General features: G+C 65.0%; 12 protein-coding genes and 1 riboswitch. Of the genes, 7 read left to right on the plus strand and 5 right to left on the minus strand.

The features are described from left to right. Window positions 1-24: 24 nt before the first annotated feature. From NT26_RS18690 to NT26_RS18700, 3 genes are all read right to left on the minus strand, one after another. Entirely contained in the window at window positions 25-1,809 is a 1,785-nt protein-coding gene (locus NT26_RS18690) for a gamma-glutamyltransferase family protein (protein ID WP_052640958.1), read from the minus strand. A 187-nt stretch (window positions 1,810-1,996) separates the two neighbouring features. Beyond that, entirely contained in the window at window positions 1,997-3,082 is a 1,086-nt protein-coding gene (locus NT26_RS18695; RefSeq protein ID WP_052640960.1) for an FAD-binding oxidoreductase, read from the minus strand. Window position 3,083: 1 nt separating this feature from the next. Next, window positions 3,084-4,328, minus strand: coding sequence for an aromatic ring-hydroxylating oxygenase subunit alpha (locus tag NT26_RS18700; RefSeq protein WP_052642376.1), 1,245 nt, complete (start codon window positions 4,326-4,328; stop codon window positions 3,084-3,086). 356 nt (window positions 4,329-4,684) lie between these two features. Between NT26_RS18700 and NT26_RS18705 the strand changes: the two genes are divergently transcribed. The 5 genes from NT26_RS18705 (at window position 4,685) to NT26_RS18725 (ending at window position 10,754) form a co-directional block, all read left to right on the plus strand. Further along, window positions 4,685-5,779 (plus strand): 5-methyltetrahydropteroyltriglutamate--homocysteine S-methyltransferase, encoded by a 1,095-nt coding sequence (locus tag NT26_RS18705; protein WP_052642378.1) that lies wholly within the window; start codon window positions 4,685-4,687, stop codon window positions 5,777-5,779. A gap of 137 nt (window positions 5,780-5,916) precedes the next feature. Further along, window positions 5,917-6,020: riboswitch (TPP riboswitch) on the plus strand. A gap of 134 nt (window positions 6,021-6,154) precedes the next feature. Continuing rightward, complete coding sequence (locus NT26_RS18710) at window positions 6,155-6,913, plus strand: ABC transporter permease (RefSeq protein ID WP_052640962.1); 759 nt, start codon at window positions 6,155-6,157, stop codon at window positions 6,911-6,913. An 18-nt stretch (window positions 6,914-6,931) separates the two neighbouring features. Then, entirely contained in the window at window positions 6,932-7,876 is a 945-nt protein-coding gene (locus NT26_RS18715; protein ID WP_052640964.1) for an ABC transporter substrate-binding protein, read from the plus strand. A gap of 101 nt (window positions 7,877-7,977) precedes the next feature. Next, window positions 7,978-9,744: a TRAP transporter large permease subunit gene (locus NT26_RS18720; protein WP_082077831.1), complete on the plus strand. Its 1,767-nt coding sequence runs from the start codon at window positions 7,978-7,980 to the stop codon at window positions 9,742-9,744. A gap of 11 nt (window positions 9,745-9,755) precedes the next feature. Further along, the gene (locus NT26_RS18725) at window positions 9,756-10,754 is read left to right on the plus strand and encodes a TRAP transporter substrate-binding protein (RefSeq protein WP_052640966.1); all 999 of its coding nucleotides are present in this window, start codon (window positions 9,756-9,758) and stop codon (window positions 10,752-10,754) included. Window positions 10,755-10,771: 17 nt separating this feature from the next. On the opposite strand, the gene NT26_RS18730 is transcribed toward NT26_RS18725, so the two are convergent. Continuing rightward, window positions 10,772-12,937: a DUF294 nucleotidyltransferase-like domain-containing protein gene (locus tag NT26_RS18730; protein WP_052640968.1), complete on the minus strand. Its 2,166-nt coding sequence runs from the start codon at window positions 12,935-12,937 to the stop codon at window positions 10,772-10,774. 215 nt (window positions 12,938-13,152) lie between these two features. Between NT26_RS18730 and NT26_RS18735 the strand changes: the two genes are divergently transcribed. Both NT26_RS18735 and NT26_RS18740 read left to right on the plus strand, forming a co-directional pair. After that, the gene (locus NT26_RS18735) at window positions 13,153-14,259 is read left to right on the plus strand and encodes an NAD(P)/FAD-dependent oxidoreductase (RefSeq protein WP_052640970.1); all 1,107 of its coding nucleotides are present in this window, start codon (window positions 13,153-13,155) and stop codon (window positions 14,257-14,259) included. Between the two features lie 187 nt (window positions 14,260-14,446). Beyond that, a complete protein-coding gene (locus tag NT26_RS18740) occupies window positions 14,447-14,689 on the plus strand; it encodes a hypothetical protein (RefSeq protein WP_052640972.1) in 243 nt (80 codons plus the stop codon). 40 nt (window positions 14,690-14,729) lie between these two features. Here NT26_RS18740 and scpA read toward each other — a convergent pair whose 3' ends face one another. Beyond that, window positions 14,730-16,865, minus strand: coding sequence for a methylmalonyl-CoA mutase (gene scpA / locus NT26_RS18745; protein ID WP_052640974.1), 2,136 nt, complete (start codon window positions 16,863-16,865; stop codon window positions 14,730-14,732). Window positions 16,866-17,176 lie beyond the last annotated feature (311 nt).

Consider the following 17,176-nt stretch of genomic DNA (forward strand, 5'->3'; position numbering starts at 1 on the left):
TGCTGGTGAAGTCGTCCGCGTCGACTATCTTCCTACGGCATAGGCCTGCATCAGCCGTGGTGTCGCCGCTGCGCGAAGGAGCCCGTCCGCATCACGCCTTGCAGCCGTCAGGCGTCCCACCGTCCACGGGTCGGCTGCGGTGACCTTGTGACCGCGGCGCCGCAACTCGTCGAGGACATCCGCGCCGATATTGCGTTCGACCATGATCCCGCCCGGCGAACTCGTGCGCGGATAGAAGGAGCCTGGGAAGTGCGACGTGTGGAAGAGAGGCGTGTCGATCGCCGCCTGCAGGTTTTTTCCGTGATGCACATAGCGGAGGAAGAATGGCAGCTGCCACTGATCCTGCTGGTCTCCGCCGGGAGTGCCGAAAGCAAGGGTGGGCCGTCCTTCGTGAAGGGCGAGCGACGGCGTAAGGGTCGTGCGCGGCCGCTTGCCGGGCGCAAGCGATGTCGGCAGGCCGGGTTTCAGCCAGAACATCTGCGCGCGCGAATTCAGGGCGAAGCCGAGGCCGGGGACGATCGGTGACGACTGCAGCCAGCCACCGGATGGCGTCGTCGAGACCATGTTGCCCCACCGGTCGATGACGTCGATGTGGACGGTGTCGCCCCGCTTCTCCGACAGGTGTGCCATGGTCGGCTCGTAGACGGCGCCCTTGCCGCTCATCTCGTCGAGCATGGCAAGCGTGAGGTCGTATTGACTTTCGTAGCCGGGAACGCGCCCCGGGCGCAGTTCATGTGACGCCTGCGCCCCGATCAGCTTGCGGCGCTCGCGGTTGTAAGCGTCCGACAGCAGATGGTCGATCGGCACTGGGGAGAAGTTGACGTCGCCGTAGTAGACTTCCCGGTCGGCGAAGGCGAGCTTCATCGCTTCCACCAGGGTGTGCACGAAATCGGGGCCGGCCGGATCCATCGACGCGATGTCGAAATCCTTCAACAGTGCCAGCGACTGCAGCAGCACCGGGCCCTGTCCCCATGCGGCGGTCTTGGCGATCGTCCAATCGTGGTAGTCGTAGGTCTGAGGCTCCTCGATGGTTGCTTCCCAGCCTGCCATGTCCTCCGCCGTCAGGACTCCTTTGTGACGTTGCCCGCTGGCGTCCATCACCTCTGCGGTCTCCAGGTATCGGCCGATCGCTTCCGCGACGAAGCCGCGATAGAAGGCGTCGCGCGCCGCCTGGACCTGCTCCTCGCGACCTGACCTGGATTCCGCTTCGGCAATGATGCGCTTCCAGGTCTCGGCGAGCACCGGGTTCCGGAAGTTGGAGAGAGGCTCGGGAGCCGAGCCGCGCGGCAGCCAGGTCTGGTAGGATGTCGGCCACTCCTTCTCGAAGAATGTTGCCATGCCCGTGATCGTCGCGGAGACGCGCGCCAGTACGGGATGCCCGTGCTCGGCGTAGTAGATGGCGGGTTCCAGCACGTCGCGGACTGACATGGTGCCATAGTCGCGAAGCATCAGCATCCAGCCGTCGAACGCGCCGGGGATGACCGTCGCGAGCAGTCCGTCGCCGGGGATCAGCCGCAGCCCTTCTGCGGTGTAGTGCTCGATCGTGGCCCTTCTCGGCGCGGGCCCCTGGGCGCATATGACCTCGATCCTGTCGCGCTTCTTCGAATAAATGACGGCCGGCATGTCTCCGCCGGGTCCGCACAGGTGCGGCTCGACGACCTGCAGCACGAAACCGGCCGCCGCAGCCGCATCGAATGCATTGCCGCCCTTCTCGAGGATGCTCATGCCGACCGCAGAGGCAATCCAGTGGGTCGAGGTGAAGACGCCGAAGGTGCCGAGAATTTCGGGACGGGTGGTGAATTCGGTCATGTCATGAAGTCCTTGTGTCTGTCATGCCTCGCGCGGATCGAGCGCATTGTGCAGCCCGTCACGACCGACTTTGAAGCCACAGACTTCGACGTCAACCTATTTCGTGCGGTGTTGGTAACGCGGGCGCGCCGTCCGCCCCTCCGGCGGCCCGCGGCAGCACGCCTTGCCACCCGTGCAAGCACGCAGGCTAGGCCTCGATCTCCACGTCGCCCATCGGGCGGGAGCAGCAGGCGAGGATGAAGCCATCATCGATCTCGTCGTCGAGGATGCCGCCATTGTGATTCATCTCGACCTCGCCGGCGAGCTTGCGAACCTTGCAGGTGCCGCAGAGGCCGGATTCGCATGCTGCGGCGACACGTACTCCCGCGGCGCGCGCCGCCTGCAGGATCGTGTGGCCCGGCTCGCAGGCGCCCTCCTTGCCAGAGGCCGAGAAGAAGATCCTGGTCGGCTCCACACCGCCATGGTGGTCGACGGTGGCGTTCGGCGGTGGCGGCGCAACCGGGTGAAATGTCTCCTCGTGATAATTGGCCATGTCGAAGCCCGCCCCCGACAGCGACTCGCGAACGGTCGCCATGAATGGCTCAGGCCCGCAGCAGAAGACGGTGCGGTCGAGGAAATCGGGCGCCAGCAGCGCGATCTTTGCCTTGTCGATACGCCCCTTCAGTCCCGACCACAGCTGTCCGCGCGACAACTGCTCGACGATCAGGCCGAGCGTGAACTGCGGCATGTCGCGAGCCCGCGCCTCCAGCTCCCAGCGAAAGATGATGTCGTCGGGCGAGCGGGCGCAATGGAGGAAGGTGATGTCGCTGTCGGGCGACCGGTCGCCAAGGTCACGCGTCATCGACATCATCGGCGTAATGCCGGACCCGGCGGAGAGGAAGAGATATCTGTCGCCCTGATGGCGGGCATAGGAGAAGTCGCCCTGTGGCCCGAGGGCCTTCAGCGCCATGCCCGGCCGCAGATTGTCGAACATCCACCGCGTGCCGAGCGATCCCTTCTGTGCCTTCACGGTGACTGAAACCGTGTACGGCCGAGAGGGACTGGAGGACAGCGTGTAGGTCCGCATCAGTGGCTCCGGTCTCGCAGGGATCTCCAGGGTCACGAATTGCCCGGGGAGGTAGCGGAACCAGACGCCCGGCCGGTCGGGCCGGAAGGTGAAGGTCATCACGTCGGGAGCTTCCGGCGTCACGGCGACGCATTCCAGCCGGTGTTCCCGGTCCGACCAAGGGTGCATCTCGTCGATGTGGCGATAGGTCGGCTGCACCATGTTCATCTCATGCCACCGCCGAAAGCGGCGCCGCCCCACCCTGCAGGCGGTTTGTCATGAAGGTCGTGTACCATTCGACGAACTGCATGACCCCGCCCTCGTGCTCGGGCGAATAGGGACCGGGCTCGTAGGCGGGTGAGCGGATGCCGAAGGCATTCTCCTCGACGATCCGCCGGTCCTGGTCGTTCGTCATGTTCCAGACATGCGTCAGTTCATCGAGATCGTAATCCACTCCCTCGACTGCATCCCTGTGCACGAGCCACGTCGTCGTGACCGCCGTCTCCTCCGCCGATAGCGGCAGGACGCGGAAGGAGATCGCGTGGTCGACGAGGATGTGGTTCCAGGTCGTCGGATAGTGGAAGAGCAGCATGGTCCCGATATGCGAGGTCATCACTTCGTCCGATAAGGGCCGGCGGACGGCTCTCCTGCCCGTCATCGTGTAGCTTTCAGCATCCTGGATCAGCGGCATGCGGGCGGTGCGAAACTGGCCCGAAGGGTCGATCCGGAATTCGCTCGGCAGCCCGGCCGCCTCGCAGCGTGCCCAATGCTCTGCAATGACCGGATCGTCCTTGGCCCCCTGGACGCCAGTGGCGCTCGGTGCCTCCGGATAGGTGCGGCAGAGTTCCGGATGGTTGCTGGCGCAGTGGTAGCATTCCCGGTTGTTTTCCCAGACGAGCTTCCAGTTGCCCTTTTCGATGATCGTGTTGCGATGGGCGACCTTGGCCTCCCACAGCCGGTGCGGCTTCATGTAGGGCTCAATCGAAGCGCGTACCGGTGCAAAATCGGTGGGCGTTGCGGCGAGGCAGATGAAGATATAGCCGGCGACGCTCTCGCAGGGGACGGGCTTCATCCCGAACTGTGCCTTGTCGAAGTCCTCGCCCATCTGCCGCGCGAAGACCAGCGAGCCATCGAGATCGTAGGTCCACTGGTGATAGGGGCAGACGAGCCGTGCAGATGCCCCGCGTTCCTGCGTGCAGACGCGATGGCCGCGATGGCGACAGGTGTTGTGGAATGCACGGATGACGCCGTCCTTGCCCCTGACGATCACGACGGGATAGTCGCCGACCTGGACGGTGAAGTAGTTGCCGGCGCGGGGAATTTCGCAATCATGGCCGATGAACAGCCAGTCCTTGTACCAGATCTCCTCGAGATCGACCCGATGGAAATCGGGATCGATATAGAAGGGCTGTTCAAGGCTGAATCCGTCGGCTCGCGCCTTGAGCCGGCGAAGCATGTCGTCGCGCACATCCATGTTCTTCATCCCTTTGCGGGACCGTTGGATGGCTTAGCTGCGCATCGGTCGCCTGTTGGCGCCGTCGCCCGATCGCCCACCGCAACAAGTCGCTCCGTATCGACTTTGGGCCGGTCATTCTCCGTTCGATGCAACAACTGGTGCGGCGCCGAACACCTGCAGGCTAGCAGAGGAGGAGCCGTCCCGAGATGTTCTTTCGCGACATCGCGACTGCGCAAACGGAACAGTCGGACAGGACACGATTTCCTCTCCGGTTCCGGCTCATCCTGTGGTATCGGCAAGGCGGTCGCCACGGAGGATGAGGATCGATCCTTCTGATCCCGTCCGGAATGCGCGACATCAACTGGAGGATCAGCATGCCGACACCACCTTTCCGCGCCGACCATGTCGGCAGTCTTCTTCGCCCGCGCCCGATTGCCGAGGCACGCGCCGCCCGCGCCGATGCGGCGACCCTGCGCGCCATCGAAGACGCGGAGATCCCGAAACTCATCAAGATGCAGGAAGAGGTCGGCCTGAAGGTTGTCACCGACGGTGAAGCGCGTCGCGCCTTCTGGCATTTCGATTTCATGGGCATGCTTGACGGCATGGACATGGAGACCCGCGGAGAGGGCGTGCAGTTCCATGGCACGCAGATCCCGCCGGTGCATCCGGTGATCAACGGCAAGCTCGGCTTCCCGAAGGACCACCCGATGCTCGAACACTTCACCTTCGTGAAAGACCACACCAGTGTCTGCCCGAAGATTTCCATTCCCGGTCCGTCCTGCGTGCATTTCCGCACCGACCCGGCCGACGTCCGTCCTGCCGAATACAAGGATCCCGACGTGCTCTTTGCGGATATCGCCGAGACCTATCGTCAGGCCGTTGCCGCCTATTACGCGGCCGGCTGCCGCTACCTGCAGCTCGACGATATCTTCTTCGCCTATCTCGGGGACCCGAAGCAGCGCGAGCAGCGCAAGGCCATGGGGCAGGATCCCGACTGGTTGATCGACCGCTATGCCTGGATGCTGGAAGAGGCGATCAAGGATCGTCCGTCCGACATGGTCATCGGCATGCACATGTGCCGCGGCAATTTCCGCTCAACCTTTGCTGCCACCGGCGGCTACGACGCAGCGGCCGACGCCATCTTCAACAAGACCAGCGTCGATATCTATTTCATGGAATACGATACCGACCGCGCCGGCGGGCTGGAGCCGCTGAAGCTCCTGCCGAAGGGCAAGAAGCGAATCATGGCTGGTTTCATCACTACGAAGACGGCGGAACTGGAATCGATCGACTGGCTGCGCAAGCAGTTCGAGGCGGCCTCCCAGTACGTGGACATGGATCAGCTGGGAATTGCCCCGCAGTGCGGCTTCGCATCGACCGAGCACGGCAATGCGATCACCGAGGAAGACCAGCGGCGCAAGCTCGAGCTCGTCGTGAAGACCGCCCAGACGATCTGGGGAACAGCGTAAGGCTGTCCGCGAAGGCGGGCCCGACCTTCGAGTGCGGGCCTGCCGACCTCCGTGGCATGGAGGCATAATAAAGTCGGCCCGCCTGAGCGTCGGCTTTGGACCCGGATTGACATGTCCGCATGGTTCATGAAACATGGCGGTATTCCGAGGGGGGCATCGTAACGGTGCTGAGATGGCGGTGAGCCGGACCCTTGAACCTGATCCGGGTCATACCGGCGTAGGAACGGAAACGGCCTTTTCGGCGCCAATTCTCTTCTCCGCTTTGCCTGGATCTCCGTGATTGACGTCGGGAGATCGAACCATGCCATGCACTTCAAGACCTAGCCCTCGGACAAGACGCCCGCCAGCGGCCTCATCCATGCGTTAGGTCGAGCCATGCCACCCCGCCACATGGGGATGGGACTCGTCGGGCTGCTGGTGCTCTGGCAGGCCGGCATATGGCTCTTCCATCCCCCGGCCTATATCCTGCCGCCGCCGGCGGATGTCCTTGCCGCGTTCGTCCGGCAAGGCGGTTTCCTGCTTCGCAACAGCCTGGTCACCATCGCCGAGATCGCGATCGGGCTCGGCTGTGGCGCTGTTCTGGGTGCGCTCGCGGCGCTTGCCGCTGCCGCCTTCCCCCGTGCCGGCCGGCTGATCTGGCCGGCCGTCCTGGTGCTGCAGGGGCTGCCGGTTTTCGTGCTGGCGCCGATTCTTGTGTTGTGGTTCGGATTCGGGATCGCCTCCAAGGCCGTCATGGCGACGATCATCATCTTCTTCCCGGTCGCCTCCGCCTTTGCTGATGGCCTCCGCCGGACCGAACCTGCGATCCTCGATGCCGTTGCGCTGACCCCGGCGACCCATTGGCAGACCCTTCGCTACATCCGCGCGCCCCTGGCTCTGCCGGGCCTGATATCGGGCCTCCGCGTTGCCGCTCCCCTTGCGCCGATCGGCGCCGTGGTCGGCGAATGGGTCGGGGCGTCGGCCGGGCTGGGCTTCGTCATGGTGCAGGCGAATGCCCGCATGCAGACCGACATCGTCTTCGCCGCCATGGTCCTTCTTGCCCTGCTCACCCTTGTGCTGCGGCTTGCGGTCGATGTCGCGACAGCCCGCATCACCCCATGGGCGCCGGAAGTCCACCACACCAATCCAAGATAGTTAGCCGGAGAAACATTCATGAGAATACGTTTTCTTTCCTGGGCCGTCGCTGCCATGCTTGCCTGGCCGGTACCGTCCCACGCCGCCGATCGCCTGACGGTCATGCTGGAGTGGTTCGTCAACCCGGACCACGCCCCCATGATTGTCGCGCAGCAGAAGGGATTGTTCGAAGCGGCAGGCCTTGATGTGGAACTGATCCCGCCTGCCGATCCGTCCTCCGTGCCGCGACTGGTTGCGGCAAGACAGGCGGATGTCGGAGTCCACTATCAGCCGAACCTCTATCTGGACCACGCGGCCGGTCTGCCGCTCGTCCGCTTCGGCACGCTGGTGGAGACGCCGCTGAACACGGTGACGGTGCTCGCGGATGGGCCCATCAAGACGCTTGCGGACCTCAAGGGCAGGAAGATCGGCTTCTCTGTCTCCGGCTTCGAGGATGCCATGCTGAAGCGCATGCTCGCCGCCGAAGGCGTGGCTCTCGACGAGGTGGAACTCGTCAACGTCAACTTCGCGCTGACCTCGTCGCTGCTCGGGGGACAGGTCGACGCGACGGTCGGCGGATTCCGAAACTTCGAACTGACCCAGATCCGGCTCGCTGGAGGCGAGGCGCGCTCGTTCTTTCCCGAGGAGCATGGCGTGCCGGTTTACGACGAGTTGATCTTCATCGCCCACAAGGAGCTCTCCAGCGATGATCGCCTGGGGCGATTCCTCCGGGCGGTGGAGGAGGCCAGCATCTTCCTGACCAATCATCCGGATGAAGCATGGTCGCTGTTCTTCGCGGCATATCCCGATCTCGACGACGAACTCAACCGCCAGGCTTTCCGCGACACCCTTCCGCGCTTTGCCAAGCGTCCGGCTGCGCTGGACAGAGGCCGTTACGAGCGTTTCGGCGCGTTCCTGGCGGAGAGCGGGCTGATCGATAAGGCGCCGGCCGTCGAAGACCTTGCGGTCGAAATCGGCGGATGATTGAAATGGTCTCCGGCTGCAGCGAGAGCAGGCAGGAAGTATCGGTGTCGTCGGGGCCTCATCCCGTCCCCCGGTCGCAGGCCTCCATCCATGCGGCCCGGATGGCGCTGCGCGTCGAGCATGTGCTGTCGGCAGGGGCCGGTCTGCTCCTCGCGCTGCTTCTCCTGCTCGTCCTCGTAACCGTCGGCCTCCGCTATGGTGCCAGGACCGGTTTCGCAGGCACCGAGGAGGCAGCGCTGTGGCTCTTCCTGGCGCTCATCTGTCTCGGCCTGCCGCTCAGCCTGCAGGGGCCATTTTCGCTGAGGCTCGACATCCTGACCCGGCTGCTGCCGCACGAGGGGCGCCGGATTGCTGGCCTTTGCGCCGACGGGACGAGTGCGGCGGCAGGCTGTCTTCTCCTCACGGGCGGTGCCGAGGCTGCAGCGGCGCTCCGTTCCGTTTCGCCCGCTCTCGGCCTCCCGGACCATGTGCGCTTCTGGTTCCTCGCTGCAGGCGGAGCGCTCCTCATTGCAATGCTGCTGCTGGTTCGCATCGGCGAGGGCAGTGGCTTCCTTGGCACCGTGTCCGTGGCTGCGGGTGCAGCACTTGCGCTTCTCCTGCCGCAGGCGGATCTCGGCTCAAGCATGCTGCCAAGCGCCGTTGCCGCACTTGCCGCGGGTGCGGCGCTCCTGCTCGGCGCCCCGCTCGCCCATTGCATGCTGGCCGGGGTAATGGTCGCGATCCCCTCTGGAAGCGGCTTGTCGGAGCCCGCCATCGTCTCCACTGCGGCATCCGGCATGTCGCGCTTCCTGCTGCTCGCCATTCCCTTCTTCCTGCTCTGCGGCGGCATGCTTACGCTTTCCGGAGCCGGAGAGCGCCTCGTGCGACTGGCGCAATCGCTCGTCGGCCACAGGAGGGCCGGTCTGGCGCAGACTGCGCTTCTGACCAGCGTCTTCTTCTCTGGGGCATCCGGCTCTTCGGTCGCGAACGCCGCATTCGGCGCATCCACCTTCCACCCGCATCTCGTCCGTCACGGTTACCCCCCGGAACGCTCCGCGGCGATCATCGCGGCCACCTCTGTGCTCGACAATGTCATCCCGCCCTCGATCGCCTTTCTCTTGCTCGCTGCCGCGACGGATCTTTCGGCCGGACGATTGTTGATAGGCGGCGCCTATGCCGGGCTTCTCATGGCGGCCTGTCTGGCGGTAGCGATCCGTCTCGCGAACGGCGACAGCAACCGAAGCGTCCGGGCAACCGGCGCGGAGCGATCCCGCGCCCTGTTGGCTGCCGTGCCGGCATTGGGACTGGTGGTCGTGGTCCTCGGCGGCATCCGCTTCGGCATCGTCACCCCGACCGAGGCCGCAGCGGTCGCAGCCGGTTATGCGCTGCTGCTCGCGCTTGCAGGCCGGCGCACTGGCGAAGGCCTCGCTTCCGTCTTCCGGCAAGCTGGCGTGGAGGCGGCCGCAATCGGGCTCCTCATTGGGACCGCCGCGCCTTTCGCTTTCCTCCTCGCTGTGGATGGTGTGGCCGGGGCGATCCTCGATCTCACCGGGTCGCTCGCCGGGGCCCCGTGGCAGGTTCTCCTGCTCTGCAATCTCGTCCTGCTAGCCGCCGGTCTCGTCCTCGATACGGGCGCCGCGATCCTTCTTCTCGGCCCGATCCTGCTGCCGGTCGCCGTGGGCGCAGGCATCGACCCCGTCCTGTTCGGGGTGATCGCCGTGGTCAACTTGATGCTGGGAGGCCTGACACCGCCGGTCGGCATGCTCGTCTTCGTGGTCAACGGTACGACAGGTGTTCCCGTGGCGGCCCTTTTCAGGGCGGTCATTCCTTATCTCGTCGCGCTGCTCTGCGCCCTTCTCGTCCTCTGTCTTCTGGCACTGTTTTTCTAAAAGGATATCCGATGATTTCGTTCACGCGCCGCAAGCTTCTCGCCGCAGCCGGTCTGGCTCCCGCCTTCGCATCCCCTGTCTTCCTTCGATCGGCCGCTGCCAGCACACGCGTCATCACGGTCGCCTCACTGCTGGGGGAAGAGAAGCCCGAAACCCGTATCTGGCGCTGGATCGCTGAAAGGGCGGAGGAGCGGCTTCCCAGACATTTCCGCTTCCGGATCGTCGCCAATGGCGCTCTGGGCGGCGAGAAGGAGGTCGCGGATGGCGCACTTCTCGGCTCTATCCAGGCGAGCCTCTGCACCGTCTCGACCCTCACCGCATGGGTGCCGGAGTTGCAGATACTCGACTTGCCGTTCCTATACAGTGACGCCGCTCACCTGCGCCGCGTCGTCAGGAGCGACGTCGGCAGCGATCTCGTCCGCCGGCTCGCGAGCCACGGATTCGTGGCCAGCGGCTTCATCGACTATGGCGCCCGTCACCTGCTCGCCAAGGAGCCGATCACGCTGCCGGAGCAGATGCAGGGCAAGACGATGCGGGTGATCCAGAGCCGCCTCCACACGAGCCTCTGGAGCCGCTTCGGTGCGATCCCCGTCGGCATCCCGATCACCGAGACCTACAACGCCCTCTCCACCGGCGTTGCCGAGGCTATGGACCTGACCATTTCCGCCTATGCAGGCCTGAAGCTGCATGAGGTCGTTCCCTACCTGACCCGGACGGCGCATATCCGCTCCGCAGGGGTGATCTTCTACGCGGCGAACTTCTGGGATCGCCTCGAGGAAGAGGAGCAGCGGGTGCTTGCGGAAATATCCGCAGAGGCGAGCGAAGTTTTCAATGGCTGGATGGCGGCAGACGAAAAGGCCTCACTCGACCTAGCTGTCTCGCAGGGAACGCAGGTGCTCCAGCCTGAACGACCGGAGGATTGGCGGAAGACTGCCGAAGCCGTCTGGCAGGAGTTCAGCGGCGTGGTCGGCGGCCGCGAGGTCATCGACAGCGTCCTCAAGCTCGCCTGAGCGGCACAGTCGACCACTCAAGGCACCTGCAGGAGGTCCCGCACGACATTGCGAACAAGGGCGACATGCTGGAGCGCATCGCGCAGCCGGTCCATGTCCCGCTGGCTGAGCCTGGAAACGTCCACCGTGCCTCCTGGCTTCAGCCCGGCCTCGATATCGGCGATCTGTTGGGTCAGGATCAGGCGCATCAGGAAGCCGTGCATGTCGGCAAGCAAGGCCGCATCGGCCTGCGAGCGCCCGGCGACCGCCGCGGCCTGCCGCAGGCGTTCCGGAGTGGTATGGGCGAAGGTGCCGTGACGCAGGGCGACGACGCGTGCACCGGAGACGAGCGGCAGAAGGGCGCCGTTCTTGAGGTCGACGCGCCCACCATTGTCCTTTCGGATGCGGCCGAACATGCCGAGCTGGCTGTAGCGTGCCGCGGCGTCCTCGCCGAGCATCCGCAGCAGGTCGGGCGAGTGCCGTGCGACATGGGCGGACTCCAGACGAAGACTGTCCGCCAACCGGGTTGCCTTCGCCGACGAGACATAGGCAGGCGCAAGATCAAAGAAGATGTCGACATTCGCCAGGCCCTGCCGCGAGGGTTCGCTCGCCCAGATCCGAGCCTGCCGAAGCCAGTCCGCATGGGTACGGCGCCACGGACGGTTCTTCGCCATCACGCCGCCGCGACAGTAGTGGACACCGGCGCGGTCGAGGATCTCGTTGACACGGGTGGAAAAGCGGCTGAACCAATCCTCCTCGGAGTCGAGGTCGCCGTGGTAGTCGTCGTCGATCACGAGCGCATTGTCCTGATCCGCCGCCAGCAGGCTTTCGCCGCGACCGGCCGAGCCAAGGACGAGCAGGGCGTACTCCGCCGGGGGCGGACCGTGGCCGGCGGCAAGCAGTTCCCCTTCGGCGATCTCCGCCGCGCGTGCCGTCATGGCCCGGCCTTCGGCAGCAATCACCGCCCCCACCGCCTGCGCATTGAGGCCATCAGAGATCAGTCCCGAGGCGAGGGAAGGCAAGGCGGACTGGACCCGGGCAAGCTCGCGTGGCCTCGTCGCGGTGGCGATCTGGTCGCCCACCGTCAGCGTCGACAGCGCCCGCTCCCGCAGGAGCGTGCGCAAGGTGAAGACGCCGGCAAGATCACCATGTTCGTCGCGAACGCCGAGATAGCGAAGGTTTCGGCGGGCCATCAGGCCAAGCGCACGGTAGAGGAAGGTGTCCCCCTGGGCGGTGATGACGGGCGAGGTCATGATCGTGCCGACAAGCGTCGCCCCGGCCTCCGGACCCTTGTCCGCCAAGACCCGCAGGACATCCCGCTCGGTCAGGATCCCATGCGGCCCATCGGCCTGCCTGACGATGACGCAGCCTATGCCCTTGTCGGCCATCAGGCGGGCGGCCTCGTACAGGGAGGCGCCGGCATCCACGGTGATCGGTGGACTGCTCATCACGTCTTCCAGCCGCTGCCGGTAAAGGAAGCTGTCTATCGCCCGCTGGCTGCCGACCTCGATTGCGGTGTGGACGAAATCCGGCTTGCCGGCCGGGCGCTCGAACCAGCCGACGCCCTGCTGCTGCTCGACGAGCGTCGTTGCAGAACGTCCGAGGTTCTCCGCTTCGCCAAGGGTGCGGATGCCCTTGCCGAGGAGGCGTGGCTGCATTCCGGCATAGACACCGGCCGTCGCAAGGGCGTCGCCCAGCGCCGTATGCCGCCCCTCGATCTGCACGCCATGGGTGAGCGCCAGATTGTCGAGCGACGGGCTGACGAGCCCCGGCGTGATCGCCACCGACATCAAGGCGACGTCGAGCCAGCGGGGTTCCTTCCAGTGCACCCCGTGGCGATGCGCCTCGTTGCGCAGCATCGCGAGATCGAAGTTGATGGAGTGACCGATGACGACACGATTGCCGATGAAGTCCCTGAGCCCGTCCAGAACCTCGGCAACATTGGGCCGCCCCGCAACGTCGGCATCCGAAAGGCCGTGCACGCGGCTGGAAGCCGGCGGGATCGGGATCCCCGGATTGACGATGACGTCGAAGACCTCGCTTTCCAGGATATCGGCGCCATGCATGCGCACCGCGCCGATCTGGATGATGCGATCCTGGCGGACGTCGAGCCCGGTGGTTTCGGTATCGAGGACGACGGTGTCGAGGGCGATCAGCGGAGCGCTCGCACCGGCTGCCGCCTCACCGGAAGTTCGTGGCGTCAAGCCATTGCCTCCATCCCGTCTGTCGTCCCGACCATAGTTCCTGCTCGTCCGGCTCAAACCGGCTGCTCCCGTCACCAGACTCCGCCGGAATCATCCCTCCTTCAAGTAGACTTAAGACGCAACCGCGACTGCGGGACGAATCCGCAGGTGGGGCTTTGTCGACGATCCTTCCTTCGGCTATCACTCTGAAGCAGCATAGCATTGGAGAGGGCGACGTGGAGGAAGTGGATTGCGTGGTGGTCGGGGCGGGCGTCGTCGGGCTGGCAATTGCCCGGACGCTGGCGCTTTCCGGACGCGATGTGATGATCCTCGAGGCTGAACCGGCGATCGGTACCGGCACATCGTCCCGCAACAGCGAGGTCATCCACGCCGGCATCTACTATCCCGCGGACAGCCTGATGGCGCGACTGTGCGTCGCAGGCAAGCATGCCCTCTATCGCTATTGTGGGGAGCGCGGCCTGCCGCATCGCCAGTGCGGAAAGCTGATCGTCGCCACTTCCGCCGAAGAACTCGCAGTGCTGCCGTCTATCGCAGCCCGGGCGGCAGCGAACAGCGTGGACGATCTTAGACAGATTTCCGCAGCGGAGGCATTGGAGCTTGAGCCGGCGCTGTCGGCCACAGGTGCGCTGCTTTCGCCTTCGACCGGTATCATCGACAGCCATGCACTGATGACCTCGCTGCTCGGTGATGCGGAGAATGCCGGGGCACTGCTTGCCCTGCGGTCGCCCGTTCTCGGAGGGCGCGTGACGGAGGCCGGAATCGAGATCGAGGTCGGTGGCAACGAGCCGATGGCGCTGCGCTGCCGGCTGCTGGTCAACGCGGCGGGTCATGGCGCTCCTCTGCTGGCGCGTTCGATTGCCGGCATGCCGCAGGAGCGGGTGCCGCGGGCCTATTTCGCCAAGGGCAGCTACTTCTCGATGACCGGTTGCACCCCCTTCTCGCGGCTGATCTATCCGGTGCCGGTGAAGGGCGGGCTCGGCATCCATCTGACGCTCGACCTTGCCGGCCACGCCCGTTTTGGCCCCGATGTCGAATGGGTGGACGATCTCAACTATGAAGTCGATCCGACAAGGGCAAAGAGCTTCTACCGGGGCATTCGCCGCTACTATCCGGGTCTTGCCGACGGATCGCTGATTCCCGCCTATTCCGGAATCCGCCCGAAGATCGTCCCGCCGGAGATTGCCTCCCAGGACTTCGTCATCCAGGGGCCAAAGGCGCATGGCGTGCCGGGGCTCGTCAACCTCTTCGGCATAGAATCACCCGGGCTCACCTCCTGTCTCGCCATCGCCGATCACGTTGGCGCGTTGGTGGATGCCGGCTGAGCGTGCTCTCCGGAACAATCCGTTAACCTTGCTGTTCTTCCGGTGAAGAACGGGAGTGCTACCCATGAAGCCGCTGCTTGCGATCGCTGTGGCCGCCGCTGCGCTATCGTTGCCGAGCCTTGTTTCGGCGTAATCCATCAAGGATATCGGCGGCCGCGAATCTCGACCGACGCCGCCGGAGGCGCAGATGCCTCATCCCGACCGAGGCCACGACCGGCATATGGGCGGGGAGCACCGGCGGGACCGGGGCGCGCACTACAGGATCGAGGACGGCCGGATGAAGATTTCCTTCCGCTGCCCCGACGGCGAGCCCGCCCAGGATTGCGCCGATCTGCTGCTGCAGGTTCTCGACCGGCTGCAGGCCGGCGGCTCATCCGACGAGGATGGCTACCGCGACTACAAGCGGAGACGACCCTACCGCGATCGCTAGGCTCGGCGGTTCCCGAGTTGAGCCCGCCGCTTTGCCGGCATCAGATGTTGCGGCGCTTGCCTTCCAAGAGGTCGAGCACCTTGTTGGCGGCGTCCAGCACGTTGGTGCCGGGGCCGAAAACTGCGGCCACGCCGTGGTCCAGAAGATAGTCATAGTCCTGCCGCGGCACGACGCCACCGACCACGACGATGACGTTCTCCGCCCCCTTCGCCTTCAGCGCCTCGACCAGTTGCGGTGCGAGCGTGCGATGACCGGCGGCGAGCGACGACATGCCGACCACCTGGACCTTCTTGGCAACCGCAAGATCGGCGGCTTCCTCGGGCGTCTGGAACAGCGGCCCAGCCAGCACCTCGAAGCCGATATCGCCGAAGGCCGAGGCGATGACCTTGGCGCCGCGATCATGGCCGTCCTGGCCGAGCTTGGCGACCATGACCCTTGGCTTTCCGGAGGATTGGGCATAGCCGGAGAGGCGCGAGACAAGCGCCCTGTACTCCGGATCGTCCTCGTAAGCCGCGCCGTAGATGTCGCCGACCACTTCCGGGACGGCCGCGTGATCGCCGAAGGCTTGCCGCATGGCGTCCGAGATTTCCCCCACGGTGGCCCGCGCCCGCGCCGCTTCGACGGCGGCCGCAAGCAGGTTGCCCTGGCCCGAACGAGCGACTTCAGAAAGCGTAGCGATCGTCTCCTCCACGCGCTTCGGATCGCGCTGCCGCCGTACCTGCTCCAGCCGCTTGATCTGGGCGGCGCGTACGGCGGTGTTGTCGATCGCCAAGATGTCGATCTCCTCCTCGTTTTCCAGCCGGTACTTGTTGACGCCGACGATGATCTCCTCGCCGCGATCGACCCTGGCCTGACGCTTCGTGGCCGCTTGCTCGATCAGCCGCTTCGGCAATCCATCCGCCACTGCCTTGGTCATGCCGCCGAGCTTTTCCACCTCCTCGATCAGCGCCCAGGCCTTTTCCGCCAGTTCATTGGTGAGGCTCTCGATGTAGTAGGAGCCGGCGAGCGGATCGACGACCTTGGTGATACCGGTTTCGTGCTGCAGGATAAGCTGCGTGTTGCGGGCAATGCGGGCGGAGAAATCCGTCGGCAGCGCCATGGCCTCGTCGAGCGCGTTGGTGTGTAGCGACTGCGTGCCGCCGAGCGCGGCCGACAGCGCTTCGTAGGCGGTGCGGATGACGTTGTTATACGGATCCTGCTCCTGCAGCGAGACGCCGGATGTCTGGCAGTGGGTGCGCAGCATCAGCGAGCCCGGCTTCTGCGGCTTGAACTCCTCCATCATCGACGACCAGAGCAGGCGCGCAGCGCGCAGCTTGGCGATTTCCATGAAGAAGTTCATGCCGATCGCGAAGAAGAACGAGAGACGGCCGGCGAAATCGTCGACATTGAGCCCCTTGGCCAATGCTGCCCGGACGTATTCGCGTCCGTCGGCAAGCGTGAAGGCGAGTTCCTGTACCAGCGTCGCACCCGCTTCCTGCATGTGGTAGCCGGAGATCGAGATCGAGTTGAAGCGCGGCATCTCCTTCGCCGTGAACTCGATGATGTCCGCGACGATCCGCATGGAGGGCTCCGGCGGATAGATGTAGGTGTTGCGGACCATGAACTCCTTGAGGATGTCGTTCTGGATCGTGCCGGAGAGCTCGGCGCGCGAGCAACCTTGTTCCTCGCCGGCGACGATGAAGGAAGCGAGGATCGGGATCACCGCGCCGTTCATCGTCATGGAGACAGACATCTCCTTCAGCGGAATGCCGTCGAAGAGGATCTTCATGTCCTCGACGGAATCGATTGCGACACCCGCCTTGCCGACGTCGCCCTCTACGCGCGGATGATCGCTGTCGTAGCCGCGGTGGGTGGCAAGATCGAAGGCAACGGACAGGCCCTTCTGGCCGGCCGCGAGGTTTCGGCGGTAGAAGGCGTTGGACGCTTCCGCGGTGGAGAAGCCGGCATATTGGCGGATCGTCCAGGGGCGGCCGGCATACATGGTGGCCCGCGGGCCACGCACGAAGGGCTTGAAACCCGGCAGGCTGTCGAGGTGGTTGACCCCTTCCAGATCCTGCGCCGTGTAGAGCGGCTTGACGTCGATGTCTTCCGGGGTTTCCCAGACCAGCGTCTTTGGCGACGCCTTCAGCTCCTTTTCCGCCAGCTCTTCCCAATCCTTCAGGGTCTTCTCGGACATCGGATCTCCCTCATACGCCGGTATTCACGCGCGGAGATCTCCGCCGTGGCTTAAAGCTAGTGTTCGGACGGGGCGCTGGAAGCTGCCTCGTAAGTTAAATTTATGTGGCACCTCTCAGCGCCCCCGTTCGGCGGTTTGTGCCCGCGACTCCGGTCTCTCTGCCTAGGTCGGACGGGGAGGTGGTTTCCGCCGGTTTCCCGGGACCCGGAGTTTCCTCCGGGCTTCGCGTCGGACCCGAAGATCCGGCGACACCATCCCCATCGACCCCCCTGTGTGCCGCACAGGCACGCCCGGCGCGCACTTTCGGGCAT

It is taken from the genome of Pseudorhizobium banfieldiae (assembly GCF_000967425.1).
Classification (GTDB): domain Bacteria; phylum Pseudomonadota; class Alphaproteobacteria; order Rhizobiales; family Rhizobiaceae; genus Neorhizobium; species Neorhizobium banfieldiae.